This window comes from Streptomyces aureoversilis (assembly GCF_042657885.1).
Lineage (GTDB): Bacteria > Actinomycetota > Actinomycetes > Streptomycetales > Streptomycetaceae > Streptomyces > Streptomyces aureoversilis.
In genome coordinates, this window is record NZ_JBHSKJ010000021.1 from 1 (window position 1) to 24,924 (window position 24,924).

Here is a 24,924-nt window from a genome sequence, read left to right on the forward strand (position 1 = left end):
GACGGGCATAAGCGGAGACGGTGGAGCGCATAACTGAGCTGAACCTTCCAATCGCGGATGTCGCCCGGCCCTGAAGCGGCGCAGAAATCAAGCGCCGTTTCTCGGTCGACGGCGCCCAGCGACCCCGTAATTGTTAGCGACCCCGAAAACCCCTGGCAATCACTGTGACCTACTACGCCCGTTCATTGCCCGGAGCGAAGAAGGCCGCTCCACCTCCGGAATTCGCCGCACTTCTTACTACGGGAATTCGTAAGTGACCCAGGCCTCATGCGCGGCCTCACACCGGGCAGCCGCTTTGACTACCCTGTGTGAGCGCAGGTAAGGGGAGAGTTCGGGCCGAGCGGCCGATGGGCTCACTGTGCGAGGAGGCGCCGGAGCCAGCGGGTACGGGCGTCACGTGCGTCCCGGCTGAGGGCCGCCCGCGGGGCGATGCCGTCGAAGCCGTGGTAGGCACCGGGCCATACGTGCAGTTCGGCCTGGCCTCCGGCCTGCCAGATCGCGTTCGCGTAGGCCACGTCCTCGTCCCGGAACATCTCGGCCGACCCCACCTCGATGTAGGCCGGGGGGAGTCCCGAAAGGTCCGTGGCGCGGGAGGGGGCCGCGTAGGGCGGCAGGTCCGCGGCGCCGTAGCGGTCGCCCAGCAGTGCCTTCCACACGGTCGCGTGGGAGACGCGGTCCCACACGCCGATGCCCGACATCTGATGGGTGGAGAAGGTGCTGTCGCGGTCGTCGAGCATCGGGCACAGCAGCAGTTGCCCCAGTGGCTCGGGGCCGCCGCGGTCACGGTTCAGCAGGGCGAGGGCCGCGGCGAGGCCGCCGCCGGCGCTCTTCCCGCCGATGATGATGCGGTCCGCGTCGATGCCGAGTTCGGCCGCGTGTCCGGCCGCCCAGACGAGCCCGGCGTAACAGTCCTCCAGCGGTCCCGGGTACTGCGTCCGCGGCGCCAGCCGGTACTCGACGGAGATGACGGCCAGTTCCAGCGGGAGGACCCACTCGCGCAGGATCCGCGGAAGCACGGACCATGCGTTGCCCATGATCATCGCGCCCCCGTGCATGTAGTACAGCAGGGGCAGCGGCCCGGCGACCCCGGCCGGTCGTGCACTCACGAGCGTGACCTCCGGTCCGTCCGGCGGCCCCGGCACGCGGAGTTCCGTCACCTCGAACCGGCCGTCGGCGCGCAGGTCCTCGGCCGTCGGCCTGGGCCGGGACGCGGCGTCCCGCTCCCGCCGGGCCTCTAGGTTGTCCGGGGTGATCGGCTCCCTCGGACCCTTGCTCAAGGACTCCAGTACGACCTTGAGTTCGGGATCGAAAGGAGGTGCTGCCTTCGGTATCGGGACGCGGCCGGAATCCGACGACGCACGGTCGGCACTCATGCCCCACCCCCTGGCCGGACGACGGGCCGCCGCCCGGCATCCCCGCTGGAACTCCTCGGCTGCACACACGTGCGCCCGGAAAACACTCGCCTGAGACCCATGCGGCGTAGCCAATCACACCGCCGGACCGATCACACCGACGGGCAGCCTTGTTGCCCGGGCGGCCACCGCCGGTCAGGGCGCCGGTTCGAGGCCCCAGGCGACGGCTCGGCCCGCGGCGGCCACGCGGTTGGGGACGTCGAGTTTGGCGAGGATGTGCTCGATGTGGGTCGCGACGGTGCGCGGGCTGACGTACAGGCGGTCGGCGATCTCGCGGTTGGTCCTCCCCTGGGTGAGTTCCGCCAGCACTTCGAGCTCGCGCGGGGAGAGCGCCGCGGGGCGGGTGACCGTACGGCACACGACGACCGTGCCGTCCCCCCGGCGGGTCAGGTGCAGTTCGAGCATCCGCTGCCGGTACGGCACCAGCACCGTGGCCGGCAGCGTCCGCCGTGCGGCCGTGCGTCGCAGCAGGGCCACGAGCGGGGAGCCGGCCTCGGTGAGGCCGGGGAGCGGCTCCCCGCTCACCACCACCGGAGCCGCGGCCTTTCCCTCCCCGCTGTCCTCGCCGTTCTCGCCGTACTCGGCGTCCGGCAGGAGTACGGCGCAAGCGTGGCCGGCGCCGCCGGGGCCCGGGGAGCGGTGACCGGCGAGCGGGTCGGCGACGGCCGCGAGGCACTCGCCCAGCAGGGTCATCACGGCGCGGACGGCCGGCTGGTCGCACCGTGCCCGCGTCGTGCTGAGGTTGAGGATGCCCACGTACCGGCCGTCGGCGGAGAACAAACACTGGGCCACGCCGTCCTGGACGCCGAGGGGTTCGAGGACCTCCTGGAACCCGGTCGAGGCTCCCCGTACCGGAGCGGGCACGTCGTGCCACCAGCTCGTGGTGCCCGGCGCGTGCCGGATGAGCGCGAAGGCCGGATCGTCGTGCAGGCGGGTCTCGATGTAGCGGGTGGTGCCCGCCGGGTAGCTGCCGGCCAGGGTGACGTGGCGGCGGAGCAGCGGGTCCCACCGGGACAGCGACGCGTGGTCGTGGTCGATCACCGCGGACAGCGCCGTCAGGACGGCGTCGGCATCGCCCTTGCCCCGCACGGCGTGGCGCGCGGCCTCGCGCACGTCCAGGGCTGCGCTCAGGACGTCCTTGGTGCTCGGCTGCGCTGCTGCTGTCATGGGCGTCGGCTCGGCTTCCATCCGCTCAGAATGATCATCCGGTGTGCGGGCGTCAAACGGTGGGCGGGGGTCAAACGGTGGGCGGGCGTCGAACGGTGAGTTCGTCGTGCACGACGTCGCCGCCGACGGCGGTGAACACGACCGGCATGGCGGGGATGTCGCGCGGGTCGGCGGTCAGCAGGTCGCCCGCGAGCACGCACAGGTCGGCGACCTTGCCCACCTCCAGCGTGCCCTTCCAGTCCTCGGCGAAGTCCTGCCAGGCCGCGTCGGAGGTGTAGGTGCGCAGGGCCTCGGCGAGCCGGATGCGCTGGCCGGGTCCGCTGACGCGGCCGCTGGCCCTGGACTCGCGCAGCATCATCGTGGAGACGCCCTGCCGCCAGTCGGGGAGGGTGACGGGGGCGTCGGAGCCGCTGGTGACGGTCACGCCGGCGTCGATCGCGTCCCGGTAGGGCCATTCGTACGCCGCCCGCTGCGGGCCGACGAACTCCTCCTCGAGGTCGGCGACGGTCCATTTGATGGTGGGGTTCATGTTGACGCCGAAGCCGTGCTGCGCCAGCGTCCGCATGCTGCGGGCGGTGAGGAAGTCGCCGTGGATGACGTAGTGCCGGGTGTCGGCCCGGGGATGCGCGGCGGCGGCCGCGGCGAAGGCGTCGACGACGGTGTCGATGGCCCGGTCGCCGGTGACGTGGACACCGGCCTGGTACCCGGCGGCGTGGGTGTACCGGATCATCTCGGTGATCTGGGCGATGCGCTCGTCGTCGGTCTCCCCGCCGACGCACAGCGAACCGCAGCCGCCGCCGACGTAGGGCTCGTGCATCCAGGCCGTCTTGTTGACCGGGATGCCGTCGGCGAACAGCTTGACGCCGAGGACGGCGAGGCGGCGGGGGTCGGTGGACGGGGGCTCGTCCATGGCCGCCAGGGTCCGTACGAACTCCTCGGCCGTGCCGGCCATCCCGGTCGGCAGCAGGAGGACGCCGACCCGCGCGGTCAGTTCGCCGTCGGCGAGCAGGCGCCGGTAGACGTCGAGGGTGCTGTGGGCCATGGCGCCGCGCATCAGGGCGTCGCCGCCCGGGCCGAGGCCTGGCTCGGTGTAGCTGGTGATGCCGAGCCGGGCCAGGGTGCGCAGGGTGGCGCGGATCGCGTCGGCGCGCACTTCCGGGGAGAGGGCGGGCAGCGCACGGTGGACGAGGTCCTGGGCACCTTCCTGGAGGAGACCGGTGGGCTCGCCCGCCGCGTCGGTGACGATGACTCCTCCGGGCGGGACGGGGGTGTTCCGGTCCACTCCGGCCCGCGCGAGCGCCGCGGAGTTGACCCAGGTGGCGTGGCCCGTGGTGGAGTACAGCAGGACGGGGTGGTCCGGACTGACGGCGTCCAGGTCGTGCCGGCCGGGCAGCCGGGAGGGGTCGGCGGCACACTCGGCGAGGTAGCCCGCGTCCCACCCGTATCCGCTGATCCACTCCCCCGCGGGGGTCGTCGCGGCCGCCTTCCGCACGGCTTCGGCGACGTCCGCCAGCGACTGCACGGCGGGGTGGGAGACGTCGACGGACAGCGGCGGCATGGTCAGCCCGAGGGCACAGCCGTGCAGGTGCGAGTCGTTGATGCCGGGGAGGAGCGTGCCGCCGCCGAGGTCGACGACCCGGGTGGCGGGGCCGGCGTGCGCCATGACCTCGTCGCGGTCGCCGACCGCGCTGACGAGGCCGTCGGTGACCGCCAGGGCGGAGGCGACGGTGAAGCGGGAGTCGACGGTGAGGACCGAACCGTTGACGAGGACGAGATCTGCCGGAGTGCTGCCGGGCACAGCGATGTCCTATCTGCCGGGGCTGGTGAAGGGGCTCCTGCGGAATCGGCGGGGAAGCAGAAGCGGCGGGGAAGCTGACAGCACTGTGCATCCGGGCGGCGCTCGCGCACATCGGTCGTCCGACGGATGCCCGAGACGGTCATCCGGTCGTCGAGGGCCCGCACTTTCCGGCAGGCGGGCCTGCCGGACTGCCGGCAGGCCCGCGGCACATGAGTAGAAGGACTCATGACGCCCGCCGCGATGCGGGAGACGATCGGGGAATGACGATATCGAGAACGAGAACGCCGGCGGTCCGGCTCGGGGTGCTGCCGTTGGTGACGCTGGCCGTGCTGGCGGCGGGGTGCGGAACACAGCGGTCGGGGGATACCGCCGACGCGCACCGGCGTTCGCATCCGACGCCGACGGGATCGTCGACGCCGGGATCGCCGGCGGATCTCCCGTGCCCCGGCGAGAGCCCCACGACGCCACCACCGGTGACCACACGCCCCTCGGGCCCTGCTGCGCCGCCCGCCGACCGCTACGCCGAGAACCACGGCTTCAGGGTTCCCCTCCCGCTGCGCGGTCGGAGCCGCTGCGAAGGGCTCGCGGTCGTCCGGCGCGTCAAGGACACGCTCGAACCGCTGCGCAAGCGCGGAGACTTCGCCCCGGAACATACCCGCAACGCCCTCACCGGCCTCGGCTACTCCGCCGGGAAGGTGCAGGCGCAGCAGAACGGCCCCGCCGGGGTCAGCTTCCTCATCGACACCGGCGGCTCTCCTCTGTGCGTGGAAGGCACGATGGACCCGGCCTCGGTCAAGGCGGATGCCTTCGCGGGCTACCCCGACCACTCCGGCTGCGACGTCCCCTCCGGCGGCCACTGACCGCAGCCGCAGGACCCTGCTGCAGAGAGCTCCAAGTTCTTCCGGACGCCGTTGCACATCCGGCAGTCGGCAGACGCCTTACGTAGCAGAGGAGCCACTGACGCTCCTCCGGGGCGTGGGGAGAGCCCCTTGGAACGTTTGAAGGGGTTTGCCGATCGTGATGCCAGACCATCTCGCGGACGGCCTGCTGGTCGTGCTGCTCGTACGGGTCTTCGGCCGGGACGCCTTGGTGGCGCTCGGCCATGCTCTGCTCAGGGGTGTCCTGCCGGACGAGCCGGAGTCCGGCTGGCGGCGCCACCGCCTCGGGGCTCGTGCGGGGAAACGGGAGCGGGGAGGGCAGGGGTGACGCGTACGCACCGTCCTCACCGACGCCCGGTCGCCGTGCTGCAGCCACGTCTTCCGGCGGATTTCAGGGCCTTCCACGAGCTCTACCGCAGCCGCTACGTGTACTGGGCGCAGCTGTACCTCTCCAGCTGGGCCGATGCGGAGGAGGCTGTCGACATCGCTTTCGAGCAGCTGTACTTCAACTGGTCGAAGGTGTTGTCGAAGGCCAATCCGCGAGCCTACGCCTGGCGGGTCGTACGCCACCGGACCATCGACCTGGCCCGGGCCCGCGGCCGCCGGGCGGTGGCCGTCGACACCGCCGCCTTCGAGACCACCAGACTGGAACAGGCCTGCGATCCGATCGGCGAGCTGGAGATCAGCCTGGAGATCTACCAGGCGGTCCAGGACCTGCCGGAGCGGCAGCACGACGTGTTCATCCTGCATCACGTGCTGGGCTACACGGCCCGCGAGACGGCCGATGTCCTGGGCATCACCGAGGGCGGTGTCCGCTCCACCGCCCGCTACGCCCGCCACCGCCTCAACAAGGCTCTGGGGACGGACCGCAACCCCGGCGGAAGAGACGACCGGGCCGAGGGAGGCCGAGGATGACCGAGCCCATCGACCGCCTGCTGGAGCACGCCCGCATCCAGCGCCCGCCCTACTCCCGCACCAGGGAAGCCGAAGAGCGGCTGACCGCACGGATCGCCGCCCGCACGTGGCAGGGGGCCTTGCGCGTCGACGACGCCCTGCAGCCCGACTCCGTCCGCCCCGCGGCCGAACGCTCGGCCGTGCGCCGTTCCCTGCCCCGGCGGATCTTCCGGGAGCACCTGCGGGCCTTGTGCGAGACCACCGCCACCCACGATCTGCACCGGCTGCGGGATTTCCTCGTCAGCCGGATCCCCGAGCCGGACGGCGCCCTGGTCCTGGGCTGCGTCCTGCACCTCGCGGGCCGGGAGTACGGTGCCCGATTCTGGTGGCAGTTCGCGGCGGGAGCGGGCGAGCTCTCCGCCGCGCTGTGCCTCTATCTCCACCACATGGCCCTGGGCGAGACCGACGAGGCCGATCTGTGGCACGAGCAGGCCGACCTCGGCAACGGCCTCCCGTGCGCTCCCGGGCAGGACAGCCTCCGCGACCTGCGCGCCGTCCTGCGCTACACGATGGTCCAGCGCGGATACGTCACCCACGCGCCCTCACCGGCCGTCACCGCCGTCATCGCCTACATCCCCGAGGCCCTCGACGACGCCGACGACGCCGACGTCGAGCTCCCTCTGCCCGGCCCCGATTTCGCCGAACGGATCGAAGAACTCACTGCCAGCACGTGACGAGGTCGCTCGCGCGCTTCCCCGCTGCCGGGGTCTCCGGGGCCCGGCAGCGGCAATCGGCCGCGCTCGCAGGGGCCGGCGCCGTCAGGCCATCCGCCTCTCCAGCCATGCCACGTCCCAGAACGTGCCGAACTTGCGGCCCACCTGTTCGAGCAGGCCCGCCGGTCGGAAGCCGAAGCGTTCGTGAAGCCGCATCGACGCCACGTTCGGCTGCGTGATGCCGGCGTACGCGCGGTGGACGTCCTCGTCCGCCAGGGCTTCGAAGAGCGAGCGGTACAGCAGGCCCCCGAGGCCGCGTCCCGTGTGGCCGGGCCCGAGGTAGATGCTGGTCTCGACCGAGGTCTCGTACGCGCGCTTGTCTCGGAAAGGGCTGCTGGTGGCGTAGCCCAGCACCCGGCCCGCCTCCTCCGCCACGAGCAGGCGGTGGCGGCCGGTGGCGGGGTGGGAGTCCAGCCAGGCGCGGCGTTCCTCGACGGTGACCGGCTCGATGTCGAAGGTGACCGGGGTGTGGACCACGTAGTGGTTGTAGATCTCGGTGAGCTCGGTGAGGTCGCCGGCCGCTCCCGGCCGGACGCGTATGCCCGTCGTGAGGTCCATCGTGACGTCCGTCGTTGCGCCCGTCGTGGTCCCCGTCACGCTGTCGCGCATAGGTGCTCCCTTCACTCCTGCCGGTTCCGGCTGTTCCCGGTAGGTGTCCGGCGCCGGAACGTTACAAGGGGACTGTTACATGCATATTTCTCCCGGCTCAGGTGCCTGTGCGTATCGCGCCTGCGCTCGCCGCGACCACCATCGCGACAGCGGCACACTGCAGCGGCGACAGACCTTGGTCCAGCACCAGGTAGCCCGCCATCGCGGCAAGGGCCGGTGCCAGGCTCGTCAGCACCGCGAACGTCGCGGCCGGCAGCCGACGCAGGGCGAGCATCTCCAAGGCGTAGGGCACGCCCGAGCTCATCACCGCGATCGCCAGGCCCAGCCCCAGCACGCCCGGTTCCAGCAGTGTCCCGCCCGTGGCCCCGATGCCCAGCGGCAGGCTGATCACGGCGGCGACGGTCATCGCGATCGCCAGGCCGTCCAGGCGCGGGAACCGGGCGCCCGCGCGGGCGCTGAACACGATGTACGCCGCCCACATCGCCCCGGCGCCCAGCGCGAAGGCCACGCCCGCCGCGCCGAGCCGGCCGAAGTCACCGCGGCCCAGCAGGAAGACCCCGGCCAGTGCGAGACCGGCCCACACCAGGCCGGCGGGACGGCGCGAGGCGACGACCGACAGGAGCAGGGGCCCGAGCACTTCGAGGGTGACGGCCGCCCCCAGGGGGATACGGTCGATCGCCTGGTAGAAGAGGATGTTCATGCCGCCGAGGGCCAGGCCGAACCCGACGGCCACCGACCAGTCGGCGCGCGAGTAGCCACGCAGCCGGGGCCGGGTGACGACCAGCAGCAGCAACGCGGCGAACGCCACCCGCAGTGCGACGGCGCCGAGCGCACCGGCCCGGGGGAACAGCAGGGCGGCGAAGGCCGAGCCGAACTGGCCGGTCACCGCCCCGGCCAGCACCAGGCCGACGCCGCCGAGGCTGCCGCGCCCTGCGGCGTGACGAGTGACGAGGGGAGCGGCCGTCGTCGCGGATGGGTTCTGCACCGCGGATGGGTTCTGCGCCGTTGATGTCATGCCGTCCACGCTAGGAAGTCGGCCACGCGGTGTGAAATGCCCATTCGCCTGCGGTTATGCTCCTGCGGCATGACCATCGAGCTGCGGCACTTCCGCGCGTTCCTCGCCATCGCCGAGGCGGGCAGCGTCACCCGCGCCGCCGCGCGCCTCCACCTGAGCCAGCCTGCGCTCTCCCGCACCCTGCGCCGGCTCGAGGACCACCTGGGAGCCCGCCTCGTCGACCGTTCCACGCACCACCTCGAGCTGACCGCCGAAGGCCGGACCTTCCGCGACAAGGCGGCCGCCGCCCTCGCCGCCGTCGACATCGCCCTCGACCCCGGCCGGCCGCGCAGCTGGCCGCTGCGCCTCGGCCACACCTGGGCGGCGCTCGGCGACCACACCGTCCCGCTGCTGCGCCGCTGGGACGAGACGCGCCCCGGCATCCCCCTCGAACTGCTCCGCGTCGACGACCGCACGGCGGGTCTCACGCAGGGCAAGGTCGACGCGGCCCTGCTGCGCGGCGGTGGTGCGGTCGCATCGGCCGGGCTCCGTACGGAGCTGCTGTTGACGGAGGAGCGGGTGGTGGTCATGCCGTCGGACAGCCCGCTGGCGGCTCTCCCCCGGGTCACCCTGGCGGACCTCGCCGGCTACCCGATCGCCCTCAACACCGTCTCCGGCACCACGACGATGGACCTGTGGCCGCCGGCGGCCCGCCCCGTCGCGACCATCGAGGTGACCAATACGGACGAGTGGCTCATCGCGATCGCTGCGGGCCGCGCCGTCGGGGTCTCCACCTCGGCCACCCCGAGCAATCACATGCATCCCTCCCTGGTCCACCGACCCCTCGCGGACGCTCCGGCCGTCCCCGTCGTCCTCGCCTGGCGCGAGGGCCCGGGACACCCGGCCGTCCCGGACCTGCTGGCACTCGCGCACGAGGTCCTCGCGAACGGGTAGGACGACGGCCCCCGCGGCAGGGGGTGGCGGACGCGTCGTCCTGTGAAGGGTGCGGTATCGCTGGTACCGTCGGCACCATGGCTGATCCGAAAGCTATGAGCTTGCGTTTCCCCGACCCGGAGCAGCGAGCGGCCATCGCGGCCGCCGCGAAGGAGGCGGGGGTGAGCATGCAGGAGTACATCCTCTCGGCCGCCTACGAGCGGGCCACGGCCGTCGAGGCGAAGTTCCTGGAGGCCTTCGGGGCTTCGGTGGGCCGCAGCGGGGAGGCGTTCGCCGCCGAGGCGGGCGTGGCCGACCCGACGCCGGAGCAGCGCGCCGCCGAGCAGCAGGCCCGCCTCGCCCTGGAGGCGGAAGGGCAGGGGCACGCCGCGTGAGCGAGCAGCAGCCGCCTCTCCGGATCGACGTCCCCTTCCTGCTCCACGCTGCGGGACTGCTGCCCGGCGACCCGCAAGTCGACGACTACGGGCCGCTGTTCGGCGCTGTGGCCCGCATGTACGCCCGGGCGATGGACCGGGACATCTACGGCTCCCAGCACCTCAAGGCCGGAGCCCTGCTGCACAGCCTCATACGGATGCCGTGCTTGGAGCACTCGAACGAGGCGTTCGCCTGGCATGCGACCGAGGCCTTCCTCTCCCTGAACGGGCATCGTCTCGACTACCGGCCGAAGGAGGCCGTGGCGCTCGTCCGGGAGGCGGCGTCGGGGACGCTCGGAGCGGCGCAGATCGCGCGCCGGTTGCGCGACTGGACCGTGGGCGGGCCGCTCCACGCCTAGGGCGGCACCGTGGCGGCAACAACAGTCGTGGTGGCCGGCCGCAGCGCCGACAGGCCGAGGACGGCCGACGGAGCTCAGCCGGCCGGCGCCTGCTCGCCGGAATAGACCACCAGCGTCTGTTCGGGCTGTTCGGCCAAGTGGAATGCGGAATAGGCGAGTTCCACCTCCCGGCCTCCGGGGTGCCGCAGCCGTTTGCGTCCGCTGCGCCGGGCCTGTACGTCGTACTGCGGCCACCAGGCGCGTACTTCCGCGCTGCCCGTGCTCAGCTCGTCGATCAGCCGGGTGTACCGGGGGTCGCCCGGGTGGCGTCCGGCGAGGGTGCGCAGCCGGGCGAGCACGCCGCGCGCCTCGGGCTCCCAGTCGACCAGAACGTCCCGGGCCGCGGGTTCGAGGAACACCCAGCGGGCGATGTTCGCCGGCCGGCCCGTCACCGCGGTGAGGTTCCGGAACAGCTCGTCGGCCGCCCGGTTGTAGCTGAGCACGTCATAGTTGCCGCCGATGATGTACGCCGGGTGCGGCTGGAGCAGGAGCGGGACGGCCGCCACCTCCGCGGCGAGCGGCTCGGGCTCTTCGGCTGCGGTCACCGGCGCGTGGCCGGCGAGCTGGAAGAGATGACCACGCTCGTGCCGGTTGAGCTGCAGCGCCGAGGCGAGGGCGTCGAGCACCTGGTCCGAGGCCCGGATGTCCCGGCCCTGTTCGAGGTACGTGTACCAGGTTGCGCTGATCCCGGCGAGGACCGCGAGTTCTTCCCGGCGGAGCCCCGGGGTCCGGCGGCGCCCGGTGTGGGGCAGCCCGACCTCGTCAGGGGTGATCCGCTCCCTGCGGCTGCGCAGGAACGCGCCCAGCTCACGGCGTTGGTCCAGTGGTTTCTGCATGGTGGCGGCATCCCTGGTTCCAGAATGAACATGATCTGTATACCAGGCTGAGGGGAATCCTCCTCGGGCTGGATCCCGAACAGGAGGCGCAGCCCTCACCGATGGCCTGCCCACCGCCCAGAACCGACTCCGGGTCGTACCGAATACGGTTCCGACGGCTGCGTCGCGCGCATCCGGAGGGGCTGTGGCGTCAGCGGGCGCCGTGGATGCAGAAGGGCTGGCCGGAGGGGTCCAGGAGGACGGTCCAGTGCTTTCCCCCGGGCTGGTGGACGGGCTTGGTGGCACCCATCTCCAGCAGCTGCTCCTCGGCTGCCCGGACGTCGTCGAACACGAGGTCCATGTGGAAGGGCAGTTCCTGCTCCGGCCATTCGGGAGCGGTGAAGGAGGGGGAGGTGTAGAAGAGGTACATCGTCCCGTTCACGCGGAAGGCGAACGCGACCTCGTCGCCCTCCTCGTTCGGGAAGGCCTGCGTCACCTTCGTGCCCAGGGCGGTGGCGTAGAACTCGGCGAGCTTCCTGCCGTCGCGGGCCCACATCGCCTGGCACATGATCGTGCCGGACAGGGGCGTGGTGGGGGCGTCGGTGCGGGTGCGGCTGGTCATGTGGGGAGTTTCCTTTCGCGGCGTCAGCGGACGACTTTGATGCCGAAGTGGGTGCCGAAGCCCAGGGCGAAGCCGATGGCGGAGTGCATGTGGGCGTACATCTCCATGCCTCGGGCGGAGACCAGCGGACCGAGGTCGAGGATGTCGCTCCAGCCGTACGCGGTGAGCAGGTCGGTGACGGCCTGTTTGGCGTCGGCGTCCTCGCCGGCGATGAACATGGTGTGCTCACCGCCGCCGACGGCCTTCGGGTCGACGACGGTGGCCTGCTCCTGGGTGACGAAGGCCTTGACGACCTTCGTGTCCGGCAGTGCCCGCTGGATCTGCTCGGCGAGGCTGTCGCTGTCGCACGGGTCGAGCGTGGGCATCACGCCCCAGGGGGTGGGCCACGGGTGCTCGATGTCGGGGTTGTAGACGAACGGCACCGCGTAGTCGACGAGCGTCTTGCCCGCCAGCTGCCCGGCCGCGGCCGACAGGGCGGCCACCGCGTTGTGACCGTCGATGCCGTTGATGACCAGCTCCGCCCGGTCGGCGGCGTCCGCGAAGGTGTGCAGCTCGATGCCGGGGTGCCCGGCGAGCCAGGCCCCGAAGGGCGGGGTGCCCATCATGTCGGGCTCGGTGCGCGCGAGGGTGGCCTTCGGGTCGCGGGTGCCGACGTGGACCTCGTGCCCGAGCCCGGCGAGCTTGGCGATGTGGGCGCGGGCGCCGCCACCGGTACCGAGAACAGCGATTTTCATGGAATCCTCCCGTTTTGTTCGTGCGGATGTATCCACAGTAGGAGGACTTCCGGACAGCCTGTGTCCTTTGACTCGGGCAGTGTGGGTCTCATGACGAGCGACATGACCGCCCGCACGCTGCGGCTGCTGTCCCTGCTGCAGACCCGGCGCGAATGGTCCGGCGCCGACCTCTCCGACCGCCTGGGCGTCACCGTGCGCACCCTCCGCCGCGACATCGATCGCCTGCGCGGACTGGGCTACCCGGTCGACAGCTCCCGCGGGCACACCGGTGGCTACCGCCTGTCCTCCGGCACCGGCCTGCCGCCCCTCCTCCTCGAAGACGCCGAAGCCGTCGCCGTCACGGTGGCCCTGCGCACCGCCGCAGGGGGTCTGACCGGCATCGAGGAGAGTGCGCTACGGGCCCTGGCCAAGCTGGAGCAGGTGCTGCCGCGCCGCCTGCGCGGCCAGGTCACCGCCCTGCAGACGTCCCTGGCCGGCATCACATGGGAGTCCCGCGGGCCGCGCGCCGACCCGGCGCTCCTGGCTGCCCTGGCCTTCGCCTGCCGCGACCACGAGATCATCACCTTCGGCTACGCCGATCGCCACGGCAGGACGACCTCGCGCCGGGCCGAGCCCTTTCACCTGGTCGACTCCGGAGGCCTGTGGTACCTCCTCGCCCACGACACCGGCAGGGACGACTGGCGCATCTTCCGCCTCGACCGCATCACCGACCCCGTACCCACCGGCCGACGGGTTCCACCGCGCGAGATCCCCGGCGCCGACCCCGCCGCCTTCGTCGCCGCCCGGCTGTCGGCCGCCCCGACCCGCTACCGCGCCGTCGCCACCGTCCACGCCCCCGCCGACCGCATCCGCGCCCGCACCCGGTACCTGGCCACCCGTATCCGGCCCGTCGACGAGACGTCCTGCCGGGTCGACGCCTCCGACGACAGCCTGACCCGTATCGCCCAGACCCTCGCCGGCCTCGACACCGACTACACCCTCGACGCCGACCCGGAGGTCCTCGACCACCTTCGCGAAACCGCACGCCGCACGCTGCGCGCCACGGACTGAGCCTGTCCGCCCCGGTCACGGGGAAGCGGTGCCGGGCTACCGGGATTCCGTCCCGGCGGTGGTGCAGAGCGTGTCGGAAGCCGGGCGCCGTCCGGTCGTGAGGAACGTGGTCACGGCACGGTCGGCGCAGGCGCCGGCCCGCTTGTCGTCCTCCCCCGCACGAGTGGCGTTGCCGAGGTAGACGCCGTGACCTCCCGCGTCGACGCCGACCAGCCGGGCGCGCTCGCCGAACGCCTCGCGCATCTTCAGGGCCCCGCGGTACGGCGTGGAGGGGTCGCGCAGGCTCTGCACCATCAGGACGTTGGACGGCCCGTCGGACGTGATGCGGGTGGGCTTCTCGGCGGGCCGGTCCTTCCAGAACGCGCACGGCGTCACGCTGACGGGCATCCCGGCGGTGAGGGGGTGCCGGATGCGGTCGGCACGGACGTCGCGCGCGTACTCCGCGACCGAGCGCGGCCAGCGCACGTCGTTGCAGACGACCGCCATGTTCACCGTCGCGTCGGCCGACGAGACGGACGGGAGGTCGTACGGGACCGGCTCGTCGCCCGCATCCCGGGCCGCGACGACCAGCGCGGCGAGCTGCCCGAAGCCCGCGTCGGAGTACAGCGCCTGCTGCATCACCATGCGCAGGCGGTTCCCCGTGAGCTGCCCCTTGCCGTCCGCCGACCGCTCCGGGACCCCGTCGAGCCGCTTCGCGAGGGAGAGGAACAACGGCCGCACGTCCTCGGCGCGCCCGGCGACCCGGTGCTTCGCGTCCCGCTCGGGCGCGGCGGCCCAGCGGGCGAAGTCCGGGAAGCGGTCGTCCGCGGCAGCCGACATGTTCGCCAGCCACCCGCGCGCGACCCGGCGCGGGTCCGGGTCCCCGCTGCTGTCCAGCACCCAGCGGTCCGTGCCCTCCGGGTACTTCTGCGCGTAGACCGCCCCGACGTACGTGCCGTACGAGTTCGCCCACGCCGACAGCTTCTCCTCGCCGAGCGCCCGGCGGAGGCTCTCGATGTCGCGCACCTCGTTGGCGGTGGTCAGCGAGCGCATGACCGCGCCGCCGTTGCGCGCACACGCTTCGGCGATGCGGCGGCTGCGCGCGACGCTGTCGCCGATGTCCCCGTCGGGCCCCGGCCAGGAACGCAGGTGGGCGGGTTCCAGATCGTCCGCCCCGAGCTTGCAGTCGGCCCGTGTGCTGTCCCCGACGCCGCGCGGGTCGAAGCTCACGAGGTCGTACGCGCCGCCCGTCTCCTTGCGCAGGGCCTCTCCCTTCTTGGCCAGCCTGTCGACCCCCGAGCTCCCGGGTCCGCCCGGTATGACCAGCAGCGTCCCGCGCCGAGCGGCGGGCTTGTCGCTGCGGATCCGGGACACGGCGATGTCGACGGTGCGGCCTGTGGGCTTGCCGTAGTCGAGGGGGACGGCGAGGGTGGCGCACTCCGTGCCGTGGGGCGTGCCGTCCGGCGTGCTGCCGGCCGTGCCGACGCGGCCGGCCTGACAGTCGCGCCAGGCAAGGCCGGAGGTATTGGTTCCGGTGATGCCGGTGGTTCCGGCCTTCGGAGTGCCGGGCCCGGTCGTGGCCGAGGCCGTGGCCGGGGAGGCGGCGATGGCGGTGGCCACGGTCGCCGTGGCGAGGGTGAACAAGAGGGCCTTGCGCTTGGTGGAGACCTGCGAGGTCGTAAGTGCCATACGGGCCATGCTTGTTGATCACGGCCCGCGAGACCATCGGGGAAACCACCCATGCGTGGTGGGGGTAGCCCTCGGGTCCGTATCAGGGTCAGCCGATAATCATCAGGAATCAGCAGCTCCGGAGAGGAGAAACCGGTACGTGAGAGAGGCAGGCCCGAGGGTGCCGCTGTGCGCGGAGATGGACGAGGCGTGGCAGAAGAGCGAGGTGCTCCAGCGCGTCGACGTGCTGGCGGGCTTCCTGGCCTCGCGGTATCCCGGTGGTGGCGACGGGGGCGGTGACGCGGGCCGGGACGGTGACGCGGGCGAAGGCGCCGGCGCCCGGGGCGACGGCGCGGCTGCGGCGCGCCGGAGGGTGGCCGAGACGGCGGCAGCCGCACGGCGCGCGCTGGAGGACGACGACCTCGACGAGGCCCGGCGCCGGATGGACGATCTCGCGTACGAAGCGGAGGCCTGGGCCGACCACCCCCACTTCCCGCCCGCCCCTAGCCACTACGAGACCGACGCCCGAGTCCACGACTACGCGAAGGACCTGGCGCGGGGCTTCCTGTCGTCGAAGCGGCGGGACGACCTGGCGACGATCCGCCTGTCCTTCACGGTCAGCCGGTCGCGGCTCATCCGGCTGTGCCACCTGACCGCCCGTGACCGCCAGGACTTCCACTATGTTTGCGGCCGCATCTCGATGAGCCTCGACCTGGGCCACGTGGACACGGCGCGCCGGGAGCTGGCCCGGCTGCGGGAGATCGAGGAGCGGTACCGGGGGAAGCCGTGCCCTGCGGCGTGACCGGGCGGCCTGTGTCACCGGGCGGGCTGCGTGACCGGGCCGGCAGCATGACAGGGCCCGGCGAACACGCCTGAGCGTCGTCGTCCGAAAGTCGCCTGCGCACTTTCGTCCTCCACATTGATGCCGGTGCGCATCAGCGTTTGCATGGCTCTGCCCGGAACGACTCCGGCCGCCGGAGAAGTCCGGCCAGAGACCACACAGAGGGGGGACCGTGCGAAGACGTGGCTTACGTACGGCACGATCGGGGAGAGACAAGGCACGACACGGCATGTACGGTGCGGCGGCGCTGATGAGCACCGCCGCACTCGTCGTTTCTGCGGTACCGGCCCAGGCGACGACGGCACCGAGGGGGCCGGGCGACGTCGCGCAGGACCGGCGCACTGCGGCGCCCGCCTGGGTGACCGGCATCCGGGAGGCCGCCCCGGCATCGGCGAACGCCGCCGACGCGGCGCTGCGGTACCTGGCGGACCACCGGGGCCGCCACGGGATCGCCCGCCCCGACCGGGACCTCAAGCCCTTGCAGACCGTCGCCACCGGCGGCTCGGAGACCGTGCGTCTTCAGCAGAAGCACCGCGGGGTGGACGTCCTGGGAGGGCAGTACGTCGTCCGGATGGACGCAACGGGCGCGAAGAGCGGCGGCACACGGTTCGTCACGGGCACGTCCGGCCGGTACTTCACCGGGCTGACCGTCCCGGCCGAGCCCGGAATCGACGCGTCCCTGGCCGTCGAACTGGCCGTCGACGCCGTGACGCGGCAGCTCGGACCCGTACGCCCGCCCCGTGACGACCAGGGCGACGGCAAGGGGGACGGCCGGGAAGACCCCGGGGGCGGCGAGGCCGGGCAGCCGATCACCGGCACGGCCCACGGCCTGGTCGTGCTGCCGCGGGGCACAGGAGTGCTCACCCACCACGTGACGGTCCGCGGCACCGACCCGGCCACCGGGTCTCCGGTGCTGCGCGAGGTGTACATCGAGGCGCAGACCGGCCATGCGGTCCTCCAGTACAGCGGGATCAAGACATTCAGGACGCCCAGCCGTTCCGCGGTCCCCGGCGCGGGCCCCAAGGCCGTCAGCGCGGGCTCCAAGACCGCCGGATCCGCGGCCCCGGAGCGCCGCGCCACGGACGGCCGGGGCGCGCCCGCCGTGCGGGACGGCGGGACGAAGGGCTCGGGTGTCCGGCTGGACGGCACGAAGGTCGAACTGCACCTGACCCGGGACGAGGAGCGCAACGCGTACGTGATGCGCGACCGTTCCCGCACCCGGTCCGGCGAGGGCGGCAGCGGCGACGCGAACCTCGTGTCCACCTGGGACGCACGCGGCCGGAGCCACGGCGAGGTGTGGCGCACGTGGCCGGCCGACCTGAAGGAGTTCGCCTCCCCCACGGCCGACTTCGGCGACGAGGCCACCGGGATCGGCGCGGTCGACGCGCACTGGGCGGCGGGCCGGGTCCACGACTACTTCAGGGACGTCCACGGCCGGAACGGTCCGGACGGCCGCGGCACGGCCGTGAACTCGCTCGTGGGCCTGGGCATCTCGTACGCGGACGTCTTCTGGGACGGCCAGAAGGTGATCTACGGGAGCGGCAACGACGAATACCGGCCCTTCTCGGCCGCTCTCGACGTCGTCGGGCGCGAGCTGACGCACGGCGTCGTCGAGAGCACCGCGAACCTCGTGCCCGCGGGCCAGTCCGGCGCGCTGGGAGAGGCCCTCGCCGACTACTTCGGCAACGCCGTCGAGACCGACGCGCGCGGCACCGCCATGGACGGCCCCGACGCCGGTCTGCTCGGCGAGACGCTGTGCCGGCAGAAGGAGCCGCGCGCCTGTGCCGCGCGTGACCTGAACGACGGGCGGACCACCTCCAAGTCCTTCGTCGGCGTGGGCATCGGCACCGACAACGGCGGCATCCACCTCAACTCCACGATCTTCTCCGGCGCCCTGTGGGACATCCGCGAGGACATCGACCGCACGCTCGCCGACAGGATCGTCCACAACGCGCTCACGCAGTACATGAGCCCGCTCGACGGCTTCACCGAGGGCCGGGCCGCCGTCCTCGCCGCCGCCCGCGACCTCGAGGTCACCGACAGGGACTACAAGGCGGTCGAGCGCGCCTTCAACGCCCACGGCATCGTCCCCGGCTGGGAGCTCGCGCTCGGGGTGGACTCCGACCAGCTGCTCGGCCGGGTCAACACCGACGACCGGACCGGCGCCGGGGCGGGCGGCGGCTGGTGGACCGCCTCCACGTCCGACGACGACGGCTCCGAGCCCTACTCGGTCTGGGCCGGACGCCTCGACGGGACCGGCGAGAAGAAGCTCATCAGCCCCAACGACGGCCGCTACCACGTCGACCCGGTCACCGACGGCAGGACGGTGGTGTGGCAGGCGCGGCGGGGACGGGCCACGGAGATCCTCGCCCGTCCGCTCGCGGGAGGCCCCGTCAAGAAGCTGTTCTCCAACGCGCTCGCCATCACCTCACTGCACGTGGAGGGGGACGTCGTCACCTTCCAGGCCCACCGTCGCCGTGCCGGCTCCCGGGTGGTGTACCTGCGGCTGGGCGAGAACACCCCGACGTACGTGAACCCGGACTCCACGGGACGCCTGGCGAGCACCGGCGACCCGTCCCTCAGCCACGGCAGGATCGCCTTCACCACCTGGCACCGCGCGGATGACGGTGTCTGGCGGTACGACGCGGAGGTCCTGGACGTCGCCACCGGCAAGCGGACCGTGATGAAGCAGATCGGGAACCCCGCCTCCCTCAGGGGGACCGCCATCACCGGCAAGCACGTCTTCTGGCTGGCCGTGGCAGACGACGACCACACCACCACCGCCGTGCGCCGGTCGGACCTGGACGGCACGGGCACCGTCGACATCAGCCCCGGCACGGGCAAGGACGCCCTGCACGGGACCGGCCTGACGGCCTCCGACGAAGCGGTGACGGTCTCCGTCCGCGCACCGGACCCGCAGGCACCGGACCCGCAGCTCCGCTACGAAGCGCTGGACAGGCTCTGGCAGCTCTCCCCGGACGGGGCCCGGCGGGAACGGGTCTCCTGCAACCGAGGTGAACAGCTCTCGCACGCCTCGGCAGGGGGCCGGCAGGTCATCTGGGTCGACGCCACGACCGGCCACACCGACCTCGTCACCCGCACCCGCCCGGCCGGCACCTGTGGCTGACCCGGTCGTCCGCACGGCAGCGGCCGACCGGCACGACATGACCATGACGATGGAATGGACGAGGGGATGAGCATGGACACAACTTTGGCGTACTTCAGAACGAAGGCGGCGGCAGCGCGCGGCCGGATCGCCGCCGCGGTGGGAGCGATCGCACTGATCACGGCTGCGCTCACCGGCACCGCGGCCGGTACGGCCACCGCCGCGGCGACCGGTGACTGGCGGCCGTCGGGCAGGTGGGCCTGCTCCGGCGCTCCCGTTCCGGACGGCTGGGTCATCACCGGCTACGACCGCTCCGGCTGCAACGGAAGCGGGTCCTGGTACCAGCAGCCGGTGAAGGACGGCATCTGGACCTGTTCCGGCTCGCCGATCGTGGCCGGTTACGTCATCACCCGGTACGACCGCGGCGGCTGCACCGGCATCGGGGCCTGGTACCACGAGCTGGCGCGTGACAAGCGCTGGACGTGCGCGGGCTCCCCGATTCCGCCCGGCTACGTCACCACGAACTACCTGCGTGACGGCTGCAACGGCATCGGAGCCTGGTACCACGAGCTCGCCCGTGACAAGCGCTGGACCTGCTCGGGTTCCCCCATTCCGCCCGGCTACGTCACGACCAACTACCTGCGCACCGGCTGCAACGGCGTGGGCGCCTGGTACCACGAGCTCGTCCGCCACGGCATCTGGACGTGCGCCGGCTCCCCCATCCCGCCGGGATACCGCAGCACCACGTACATGAGCACCGGCTGCGGCGGCGTCGGCGCCTGGTACACCGTGCGCGCCTGACGCGTCTCAACGGGACCTTGCGTCCCGCCGGTCCCTGCAGGGAACCGCCGCCGGGCGCCGTCCGGCGGCGAGTTCTGCATCACCCACACGGGGGAATGCACCGGATCCGTCATCCGATGATCCGGCGGGCCGCTTGCATGGGCGCGTCACGCAGACCCGCAGCGCCGCGCCCACCAGGAGAGCCGCTTGGACCGCCGCACCTTTCACAGCCGACTGATGTCCTTGGGCAGCCTCGCAGCGGCCGGAACGCTGCTCGGGGTGCCCGGCACCGCGACCGCGGGGCCGCGGTACGGGGGCGCCGGCTCCCCAGTGGCGGGCCCGGCCCGGCGGACGGTGGTGGAGTACGACCTGCCGCCCGCCGAGGAAACGCACGAGATCGTCAAAATCCCGGACCGGCCGATGGTCCTCGTGTCCCAGATGTCCAACAGCCGGCTGGTGAAGCTCGCGCTGGACCCCCGTACCGAGCAGGTGACGGCCGCCAAGGCTTTCCCACTCGGCTCCTCCGACGCGATGCTGCACGGACTGGCGGTCTCCTCGCGCCACCCCGGACGCATCTGGGCCACGCACGAGGGCGCCCACCGGCTGCTGCTGGTGGATCCGCGGGCCGACTCCCTCGACGCCGCCCCGCGCATCGAACGGGAGATCGCGGTTCCGGGCGGCGGCCGGGGGCCGCACTACGTCAACGAGTACGGGGACACCCTGTGGGTGACCCTGAAGGAGAGCGATCAGGTCCTGGCCCTGGACCACACACGTCCCGGACGCCACCGCCTCTTCGACGCGAGGCCCCACCCCATCTTCGCCGCGCAGCACCCGGACAGCGGCGACTTCTACGTCAGCCAGGACGGCGCGAGTTCACTGCTGCGCATCGACCCGCGCACCGGACGCACCGCGCAGATCCCCGTCCCGGCGGAGCAGGGCAGCACCCCGGTCGGGCTGATCGGCGGCCCCGGCGGGCTCTGGGTGGTGCTCCTCGGCACCGCGAAGGCGGGCACGGGCACGTTCGGCCGGATCGACGCGGACGGGCGGATCGCCTGGCACCGGCTGAGCGGCCCGCTGGGCCGGTCGGCGTGGCTGCTGCACCTGGCCTTCGACCCACCCCGTACCCGTACGGCGCGCGAGCCGGGGCTGTGGCTGCTGGCGTCGTCGATCGTCTCCGAGCAGGCACGCGACCTCGTCGTCCGGGTGCGGTTCGACCCGTCCTGGACACGCGTCACCGGGGAGGAGTACGCGGCACTGCCGACGCAGTTGTGCAAGGCGCACCGCCTGCTGCCGCTGGAGCACAGCGTGCTCGCCACCGAGCTGACCAGCGCCAGGGTGGCCCAGTTGATCAGCACCCAGGAGTGACGGCCGCGTCGCCGCGAAACCGACTGCTGACGACCTGCTGCGCGTGCAGCAGGTCGCCCCGCGGCCTGCTCCGCGTGTCACCTGCCTGGACGCGCCCCGCCTGCACCGCCCTGCGCCCGATGCGACGCTGAGTCGCGTGTCATATCGCAGGCCGGAGGAGTGCGTGCCGTGGACATATCCAGTGCCGACCCCGACATAGCCCGACCGCGGACGCGCCGCGGGAGGTGGTGGCCGCGCGTGCTGATCGCCCTGAGCGTCGCTCTGGCGCTCGCCGCCGGTGGCTGTTCCGACGGCTCCCCCAAGCCACCGGCGCGCGGCGCAGGCCCCGGCGCCGGCCCCGGCGCCGGCGCCGCCGGAGGGGCCCTGCCCGGCGTCGGGATCAGTGGTCACACCTACCAAGTACCGCAACCCCTGCCGCCCGCGGCCCCCGGGACCCTCATCGCGGCCAACGACCACGGCACCGACGCGCAGATCGCAGGTGCCCGGCGCTGGACCGTGCTGTACCACTCGCGGAACGCCCACGACGCGGACGTTCCCGTCAGCGACGTCGTGCTCGTGCCCCCGGAGCCGCCGCCGCCCGGCGGCCGGCCCGTCGTCGCCTGGGCGCATGGCACCACCGGCGTCGCCGACAGGTGCGCGCCCTCGCACGCGGCCAACCTCGGCTACAACGCCTACGCGCAGGAGATCGGCGCCTTCCTCAAGGCCGGATACGCGGTCACGGCGACGGACTACCCCGGCCTCGGCACTCCCGGCATGCACACCTACCTGGTCGGCGCCGACGAGGGCAACGCGGTGGTGGACAGCGTCACCGCCGCCCGCCGGCTGGTCCCGGACCTCGCGCCGACCTGGTTCACCGTCGGCCACTCCCAGGGCGGCCAGGCCTCCATCTTCGCCGCCAACGCCACGAAGAGAGCCCCGGGCCTGCGCTTCGGCGGTGCCGTGGCCATCGCGCCGGCCAGCCACCTGAACGTGATGCTTCCCGGCGTCATCGCCGCGCACAACCCCGGGCAGCTCACCTTCGCCCTCTACTCGCTGGCGGGCCTGAACGCCACCGACCCGTCCGTCGGCCTCCCGCGCCTGCTCGGCCCCTCCGCCATGCGCACGGCCTCGCAGGTGTTCGAGGAGTGCATCAACGACCCGCATCCCGCTCTCATCCGCACCGCCTCGGAACAGGCCATCCCGCTCGACTCCGCCCGGCTCGCCGCCCTGGGCCGGACCATGGCCGCCTACGGCAACCCCGACCGCACCGCGGTCCGCAGCCCTCTCCTGATCATCCAGGGCGGCAACGACCTCGACGTACCGGCCCAGTGGTCGGCGCAGGTCGCCGCCAACCTCCGTGCGCTCGGCTCGCCGGCGATCACCGAACGCACCTATCCGGGCAGCGGCCACGACGACGTACTCGGCCGGTCCTCCTGCGACATCCTCGACTTCATGAGCAAACACGGGGGCCGCCCCACCGGTGCGTGCACGCCCTTCCGCACCTTGCCCGGCTGACCCAGACTGGGTGGCACGCAAGGAGAGCAGGAGGAGCACCACATGCCCGTGGCAGACACCGAAGCGGCGGTGCTGATCGTCGGCGGTGGACCGGTCGGACTCACCGCCCGGGCGCTGCTGGAACGCTGGGGCGTACGGGCACTGCTGGTCGAGAAGCACGCCGAGCCGTCACCCTTCCCCCGGGCCCGGCTGGTCAACGTCCGCTCGATGGAGATCTACCGGCAGCTCGGGCTCGCCGCCGAGATCACGGCCCGCGCGTTCGCCCCGGAGTACGGGCGCGTCCGCTTCCGCGACACCCTGCAGGCCCGCGACTTCGCCACGGCGGCGATGACCGGGATCAACGCGCCGGTACCCGAAAGTCCCGTGGTCGGCGTGGTCACCTCACAGGACCGGCTGGAACCCGCTCTGCTCGCCGCGGCGGACGCCCCGCTGCGGTTCGGGGCCGAGCTCATCGGCCTGGCCGAGGAGGCCGAGAGCGTCGTGGCCGTCCTCGCCGACCACCGGAGCGGCCGGGAGACGCGCGTCCGTGCTCGCTACGTACTCGCCGCCGACGGCGCGAACTCCACCGTCCGGCAGCGGCTCGGCATCGGCACGACCGGTCCCGGAGCGATGGCGGGCTTCACCACCGTCGTGTTCGACGCCGACCTCAGCCGCTGGTGCGCCCGTCAGCCCGCCGGGGTCTACTTCACTGCGCACGGAGCCTTCGCCCCGCTCTACCCCGAAGGAGGCTGGGCCTGGTTCTTCCCCACCCCCGAGGACGCCGCGCATGCCGACTGGGCCGGCCTCGTCTCGCGTGCCCTCGGCACCGGCGCGGACGTGGAAGCGGACGTGTTGCGGGTTCAGCACTGGACGATGAACGCATCCGTCGCCGAACGCTTCCGCCACGGCCGGGTCCTGCTGACGGGTGACGCCGCACACGCGATCCCCATCACCGGTGGCCTGGGGATGAACACCGGCATCGCCGACGTGCACAACCTCTGCTGGAAACTGGCGGGCGTGCTCCACGGGTGGGCCGGAACAGACCTGCTGGAGAGCTACGAGGCGGAACGTCTACCCGTAGCCCACCGGACCCTCCGTCAAGCGGTGGCCAACACGCACCTCATGATCGAAGTACAGAACCGGCGCCGCGAGCAGCTGCGGACCGGCGAAGCGGCGCCGGCCCGGATCGAGCTCCCCTGGTCGGAGCAGTACTTCGCCCAACTGGGTCTCGTGCTCGGCGTCGCCTACCGCTCCGATGCCGTCCTCGCCGATACGAACGCCCCGCCCGAGCCGCCCGACCCTCCCGACACCGGAACGGACTACGTCCCCAGCGCGGAACCCGGCCACCGCATGCCACACCTCTGGCTCACGCCCGGCCGCTCCACGCTCGACGCGGTCGGCGAAGGGTTCACCCTGCTCACCCCGGATCCCGCCTCCTGGGGGCAGCAGACCGCCACCCCACCATGGCCGCTCCGGACCGAGCCCCTTTCCGAGGAACACATCGGCCTCTGCGGCCTCGGCCCGCACGGAGCACTGCTCATCCGCCCCGACGGCCACGTCGGCGCCCGCTGGCGCGACCGCCCGCCCGGCGACTCCGCCACCCTCCACCACGCCCTCACCAGGATCACTCGGAGCAGTACTTCCGCGCGGTGACGTACCTGAAGGGTTCGGAGACCCCGGCGCTGTGGTGGCCGGCGGCCGCGAGGGCCAGAGCGAGACGCCTGCGTGGCTTGAGGTCCAGGCTCGCGGTGGCGTGCAGGGCGCCGAGTGCGAATTCGTCCCCGCACCCCACAGCCGCGTACCCGTCGGCGGGCTCGGCTATCTGGTAGTCGGCATAGACGGCGAACAGGCGGCCGTATATGCCGACGAGGAACGTCCCGGCCTGCTCCTGCTCGCAGTCCTTGCGCGACCAGCCGCCGTTCTTGAGACAGGTGCGCAGCTTGTCGACGAAGACGGTGGTCATGAAATGGTCCAGGTCCCCCTTGGGCTTGGGCGCCTTGAACGCGTGATGCAGCAGCTGGCCCATGCGGAAGCTGGTGGTGAAGCCCAGGGCGTAGGGGCCGTTGCGGAATACCTTCGGGTCCCGGCGGACGGTGAGTCTGAGGCCGGAGACACCGGCCGAGTCCCCGCCCAGGTGCACCCGCTCGTTGTGGACGAGTCCGACGATCACGGTCATGGTCTCCCCCTCCGCAGTTGCCACC

At 72.5% G+C, this 24,924-nt stretch carries 24 protein-coding genes; 14 read left to right on the forward strand and 10 right to left on the reverse strand.

The features are described from left to right. Positions 1-353: 353 nt before the first annotated feature. The 3 genes from ACFPP6_RS29190 to ACFPP6_RS29200 all read right to left on the reverse strand — a co-directional run bounded on the left by ACFPP6_RS29190 (position 354) and on the right by ACFPP6_RS29200 (position 4,377). On the reverse strand, positions 354-1,373 hold the full coding sequence (locus ACFPP6_RS29190; RefSeq protein ID WP_382048584.1) for an alpha/beta hydrolase: 1,020 nt from the start codon (positions 1,371-1,373) through the stop codon (positions 354-356). Positions 1,374-1,547: 174 nt separating this feature from the next. Beyond that, complete coding sequence (locus tag ACFPP6_RS29195) at positions 1,548-2,579, reverse strand: helix-turn-helix transcriptional regulator (RefSeq protein ID WP_382048588.1); 1,032 nt, start codon at positions 2,577-2,579, stop codon at positions 1,548-1,550. 70 nt (positions 2,580-2,649) lie between these two features. Further along, positions 2,650-4,377, reverse strand: coding sequence for an amidohydrolase (locus ACFPP6_RS29200; RefSeq protein ID WP_382048591.1), 1,728 nt, complete (start codon positions 4,375-4,377; stop codon positions 2,650-2,652). A 473-nt stretch (positions 4,378-4,850) separates the two neighbouring features. On the opposite strand from ACFPP6_RS29200, the gene ACFPP6_RS29205 reads away from it, so the two are divergent. From ACFPP6_RS29205 to ACFPP6_RS29220, 4 genes are all read left to right on the forward strand, one after another. After that, on the forward strand, positions 4,851-5,237 hold the full coding sequence (locus tag ACFPP6_RS29205) for a hypothetical protein (RefSeq protein WP_382048594.1): 387 nt from the start codon (positions 4,851-4,853) through the stop codon (positions 5,235-5,237). 160 nt (positions 5,238-5,397) lie between these two features. Continuing rightward, positions 5,398-5,583, forward strand: coding sequence for a hypothetical protein (locus ACFPP6_RS29210; RefSeq protein WP_382048597.1), 186 nt, complete (start codon positions 5,398-5,400; stop codon positions 5,581-5,583). Next, positions 5,580-6,170 (forward strand): RNA polymerase sigma factor, encoded by a 591-nt coding sequence (locus ACFPP6_RS29215; protein ID WP_382048600.1) that lies wholly within the window; start codon positions 5,580-5,582, stop codon positions 6,168-6,170. The genes ACFPP6_RS29210 and ACFPP6_RS29215 overlap by 4 nt, the downstream gene beginning before the upstream one ends. Then, positions 6,167-6,883 carry a hypothetical protein gene (locus ACFPP6_RS29220; RefSeq protein ID WP_382048603.1) on the forward strand — a complete coding sequence of 239 codons (717 nt, stop codon included), beginning with the start codon at positions 6,167-6,169 and terminating at the stop codon, positions 6,881-6,883. Before ACFPP6_RS29215 ends, ACFPP6_RS29220 begins: the two co-directional genes overlap by 4 nt. Before the next feature lie 84 nt (positions 6,884-6,967). Here the strand turns inward: ACFPP6_RS29220 and ACFPP6_RS29225 are convergent, their stop codons facing one another. Then, positions 6,968-7,480 carry a GNAT family N-acetyltransferase gene (locus tag ACFPP6_RS29225; protein ID WP_382048961.1) on the reverse strand — a complete coding sequence of 171 codons (513 nt, stop codon included), beginning with the start codon at positions 7,478-7,480 and terminating at the stop codon, positions 6,968-6,970. Positions 7,481-7,628: 148 nt separating this feature from the next. After that, positions 7,629-8,546, reverse strand: coding sequence for an EamA family transporter (locus ACFPP6_RS29230; protein WP_382048606.1), 918 nt, complete (start codon positions 8,544-8,546; stop codon positions 7,629-7,631). 69 nt (positions 8,547-8,615) lie between these two features. Here ACFPP6_RS29230 and ACFPP6_RS29235 point away from each other — a divergent pair, with 69 nt between their 5' ends. The 3 genes from ACFPP6_RS29235 to ACFPP6_RS29245 all read left to right on the forward strand — a co-directional run bounded on the left by ACFPP6_RS29235 (position 8,616) and on the right by ACFPP6_RS29245 (position 10,251). Then, complete coding sequence (locus ACFPP6_RS29235; protein ID WP_382048609.1) at positions 8,616-9,479, forward strand: LysR family transcriptional regulator; 864 nt, start codon at positions 8,616-8,618, stop codon at positions 9,477-9,479. Positions 9,480-9,556: 77 nt separating this feature from the next. Then, a complete protein-coding gene (locus ACFPP6_RS29240; protein ID WP_382048612.1) occupies positions 9,557-9,853 on the forward strand; it encodes a type II toxin -antitoxin system TacA 1-like antitoxin in 297 nt (98 codons plus the stop codon). Further along, complete coding sequence (locus tag ACFPP6_RS29245; RefSeq protein WP_382048615.1) at positions 9,850-10,251, forward strand: fic family toxin-antitoxin system, toxin component; 402 nt, start codon at positions 9,850-9,852, stop codon at positions 10,249-10,251. Before ACFPP6_RS29240 ends, ACFPP6_RS29245 begins: the two co-directional genes overlap by 4 nt. A gap of 74 nt (positions 10,252-10,325) precedes the next feature. Here ACFPP6_RS29245 and ACFPP6_RS29250 read toward each other — a convergent pair whose 3' ends face one another. The 3 genes from ACFPP6_RS29250 to ACFPP6_RS29260 form a co-directional block, all read right to left on the reverse strand. Then, the gene (locus ACFPP6_RS29250; RefSeq protein ID WP_382048618.1) at positions 10,326-11,126 is read right to left on the reverse strand and encodes a helix-turn-helix transcriptional regulator; all 801 of its coding nucleotides are present in this window, start codon (positions 11,124-11,126) and stop codon (positions 10,326-10,328) included. A 190-nt stretch (positions 11,127-11,316) separates the two neighbouring features. Next, positions 11,317-11,727, reverse strand: a complete 411-nt coding sequence (locus tag ACFPP6_RS29255) for a VOC family protein (protein ID WP_382048621.1) — start codon at positions 11,725-11,727, stop codon at positions 11,317-11,319. 23 nt (positions 11,728-11,750) lie between these two features. Next, complete coding sequence (locus tag ACFPP6_RS29260) at positions 11,751-12,461, reverse strand: NADPH-dependent F420 reductase (RefSeq protein ID WP_382048624.1); 711 nt, start codon at positions 12,459-12,461, stop codon at positions 11,751-11,753. Positions 12,462-12,551: 90 nt separating this feature from the next. On the opposite strand from ACFPP6_RS29260, the gene ACFPP6_RS29265 reads away from it, so the two are divergent. Beyond that, a complete protein-coding gene (locus tag ACFPP6_RS29265) occupies positions 12,552-13,511 on the forward strand; it encodes a helix-turn-helix transcriptional regulator (protein WP_382048626.1) in 960 nt (319 codons plus the stop codon). 36 nt (positions 13,512-13,547) lie between these two features. Here the strand turns inward: ACFPP6_RS29265 and ACFPP6_RS29270 are convergent, their stop codons facing one another. Further along, positions 13,548-15,179 carry an alpha/beta hydrolase gene (locus tag ACFPP6_RS29270; RefSeq protein ID WP_382048629.1) on the reverse strand — a complete coding sequence of 544 codons (1,632 nt, stop codon included), beginning with the start codon at positions 15,177-15,179 and terminating at the stop codon, positions 13,548-13,550. 139 nt (positions 15,180-15,318) lie between these two features. Here ACFPP6_RS29270 and ACFPP6_RS29275 point away from each other — a divergent pair, with 139 nt between their 5' ends. From ACFPP6_RS29275 to ACFPP6_RS29300, 6 genes are all read left to right on the forward strand, one after another. Continuing rightward, positions 15,319-15,960, forward strand: coding sequence for a hypothetical protein (locus ACFPP6_RS29275; protein WP_382048632.1), 642 nt, complete (start codon positions 15,319-15,321; stop codon positions 15,958-15,960). Positions 15,961-16,249: 289 nt separating this feature from the next. Further along, positions 16,250-19,126, forward strand: a complete 2,877-nt coding sequence (locus ACFPP6_RS29280) for a M4 family metallopeptidase (protein ID WP_382048635.1) — start codon at positions 16,250-16,252, stop codon at positions 19,124-19,126. A gap of 72 nt (positions 19,127-19,198) precedes the next feature. Continuing rightward, positions 19,199-19,906 (forward strand): hypothetical protein, encoded by a 708-nt coding sequence (locus ACFPP6_RS29285; protein WP_382048637.1) that lies wholly within the window; start codon positions 19,199-19,201, stop codon positions 19,904-19,906. 216 nt (positions 19,907-20,122) lie between these two features. Beyond that, positions 20,123-21,250, forward strand: a complete 1,128-nt coding sequence (locus tag ACFPP6_RS29290; protein ID WP_382048640.1) for a Vgb family protein — start codon at positions 20,123-20,125, stop codon at positions 21,248-21,250. A gap of 168 nt (positions 21,251-21,418) precedes the next feature. Next, positions 21,419-22,744, forward strand: coding sequence for an alpha/beta hydrolase family protein (locus tag ACFPP6_RS29295; protein ID WP_382048643.1), 1,326 nt, complete (start codon positions 21,419-21,421; stop codon positions 22,742-22,744). 42 nt (positions 22,745-22,786) lie between these two features. Then, positions 22,787-24,376 carry an FAD-dependent monooxygenase gene (locus ACFPP6_RS29300; protein WP_382048645.1) on the forward strand — a complete coding sequence of 530 codons (1,590 nt, stop codon included), beginning with the start codon at positions 22,787-22,789 and terminating at the stop codon, positions 24,374-24,376. Here ACFPP6_RS29300 and ACFPP6_RS29305 read toward each other — a convergent pair. Continuing rightward, positions 24,348-24,899: a hypothetical protein gene (locus ACFPP6_RS29305; RefSeq protein WP_382048647.1), complete on the reverse strand. Its 552-nt coding sequence runs from the start codon at positions 24,897-24,899 to the stop codon at positions 24,348-24,350. The two genes, ACFPP6_RS29300 and ACFPP6_RS29305, sit on opposite strands and share 29 nt — an antisense overlap. Between the last annotated feature and the right edge of the window lie 25 nt (positions 24,900-24,924).